General features: G+C 72.5%; 2 protein-coding genes. One reads left to right on the forward strand and one right to left on the reverse strand.

Going from position 1 to position 2,091, the window contains the following annotated elements:
• Positions 1-107: 107 nt before the first annotated feature.
• A complete protein-coding gene (locus tag ACFWY9_RS33980; protein WP_378340781.1) occupies positions 108-1,322 on the reverse strand; it encodes a winged helix-turn-helix domain-containing protein in 1,215 nt (404 codons plus the stop codon).
• Positions 1,323-1,382: 60 nt separating this feature from the next.
• Here ACFWY9_RS33980 and ACFWY9_RS33985 point away from each other — a divergent pair, with 60 nt between their 5' ends.
• Positions 1,383-1,940: a GNAT family N-acetyltransferase gene (locus ACFWY9_RS33985; protein ID WP_378340782.1), complete on the forward strand. Its 558-nt coding sequence runs from the start codon at positions 1,383-1,385 to the stop codon at positions 1,938-1,940.
• Positions 1,941-2,091: the final 151 nt, after the last annotated feature.

Genomic DNA, 2,091 nt, shown 5'->3' on the forward strand with positions numbered 1-2,091 from the left:
TCCCGCGCCCCCCCCCCTCGGGGACCCCCGGGGTTGGGGGGGGGGGGGGGGTGGGCCTTCCCGGGGGGGGTGCCCCCCCCCCCCCCCCCCGCGCACGCCAGGATCCCTCAGCGGACGAGGCGCTTGAGTGCGGGCGCGAGATCACCCCGCTTCCCCACCACGACGCCGTCGAGACCGAGCCATTCGGCCATGTGCGCGAGTTCCGCCGCCAGTTCGACGGTCACCCTGCCATGGTCCACAGTGGACTCCGCGAACGCGCCCTGCACCCGCAGGACCCCGGCGGCGCGGTCGGCCTTGAGGTCGACGCGGCCGACGAGTTCGCCGTCGAGCAGGAACGGGAACACGTAGTAGCCGTGGACCCGTTTCGCCTCGGGGACGTAGATCTCGATGCGGTAGTGGAAGCCGAAAAGCCGCTCGGTGCGGGCCCGTTCCCAGATCAGCGGGTCGAACGGGCACAGCAGCGCCCGCCCGGCGACCGCCCGCGGGGTACGGGCCTCGGCGTGCCGGTACGCGACGGCCTTCCAGCCGCGCACCTGCACCGGCTCCAGCCGCCCCGCTTCGACCAGTTCGGACACTGCCTGCCGGGCCACCGCCGGGCCCAGGCGGTAGTAGTCGCGCAGATCCGTCTCGGTCGCGACGCCCAGCGCGCGGGCCGAGCGGTCGATCAGCCGCCGCGCGCCCTCGTCGGCGCTCATCCGGCGGGCCAGGATCTCCGGCGGCACCACGCGTTCGGTCAGGTCGTACAGCCGCTCGAACGACTTCCGGGTGCCGGTGGTCAGCTGCGCGACACCGAACAGGTACTCGCACACCTTCTTCACCTCGGACCGCTCCCACCACGACCCCGGCGGCCGTGCCGCGACTCCGGTTTCCAGCTCGCGCTCGATGCCCCCGGCGCCGATCGGGCCGAGCTCCTTGACCACCGCGAGGATGTCGTCCACCAGGCCGGGTGACCGCTCGATGATCGGGCCGTAGTGCTTCCACCAGCCGTCCCGTTTCGCGCCGGACCGCAGCAACGGCCAGTCCTCCACCGGCAGCAGGCTCGCCTCGTGGGCCCAGGTTTCGAGCAGCAGCCGGGGTTTGCGCGCGGAATGCGTCCACGCGGCCTCGTCCACCAACGCCGGTTCGTACGCGCCGAGCCGGGAGAACACCGGCATGTAGTGCGCCCGGACCGCGACGTTCACCGAGTCCAGCTGCAGCAGCTGGACCCGGGAGAGGACACGGTTGAGATGGCGCCGGGTCGGTGTGGTGTCCGGGCGCGGGTCGGCGAAGCCCTGTGCGGCCAGCGCGGTGCGCCGGGCCACCGGAATACTGATCGTCTGCATGGTGAGGCCATGGTGCCAGCCACCCCCGACAGTTTTCGCCGGGCGCGCTATCTTGCCGGGATGAGCGACGCCGCAGTCCGCCCCGCGACCGCCGGGGACGTCGGGGAGATCGCCCGGATCCAGCGCGAGACGTGGCGCGCCGCGTACACCGAGATCCTTGGCGAGCACGCGATCAGCACCCTCGTCGGCGCGGATCTCGAAGGGACGTGGCGAGAGACGATCGGCTACCCCGGCACCCGCGTCCACCTGGCCACGGAAGGGAATTTCACGGTCGGGTTCTGCGTCTCGGGCCAGGCCCCGGAAAGCGAAGTCGCCGCGGCCGACGGCACGCTGCCCGAGGACGCCGCCACCACCGGCCTCATCGCGACCCTGCTGGTCGAACCCCGCTGGGGACGTCGGGGGCACGCGGGCCGGCTGCTCGCGACGGCGGCGTCGGGCCTGCGTGAGGACGGTGCCGAGCGCGGCATCGCCTGGGTCGCGCAGTCCGATCACGCCTCGCTGGGGTTCTACCGCCGCGCCGGCTGGGCACCGGACGGCACGGTCCGCACGCTCGACACCGGCGAGACCATGGTGCGCGAGATCAGGCTGACCGGCACGCTGGACCTCCGGCTGAGCTAAGCGGCCCCCCGTCCGCTCCGAAGACGGCCCGAGATCCCGGTGGTCGAGCGCCCCAATGGGGATTTTTCATCCTGGTTTGTGCTGGTGGGGTGGGGTTGACGGGGTGGGGTAATGGTCAGGTTGTGGTGTCGCGGACGTGCTGTTCGTGCTG

It is taken from the genome of Amycolatopsis sp. NPDC059027 (assembly GCF_042739735.1).
GTDB lineage: Bacteria > Actinomycetota > Actinomycetes > Mycobacteriales > Pseudonocardiaceae > Amycolatopsis.

Bases quoted from the DNA above. Each gene is read 5' to 3' on its own strand.
- ACFWY9_RS33980 (WP_378340781.1), bottom strand. From the start codon at position 1,322: ATGCAGACGATCAGTATTCCGGTGGCCCGGCGCACCGCGCTGGCCGCA.
- ACFWY9_RS33985 (WP_378340782.1), top strand. From the start codon at position 1,383: ATGAGCGACGCCGCAGTCCGCCCCGCGACCGCCGGGGACGTCGGGGAG.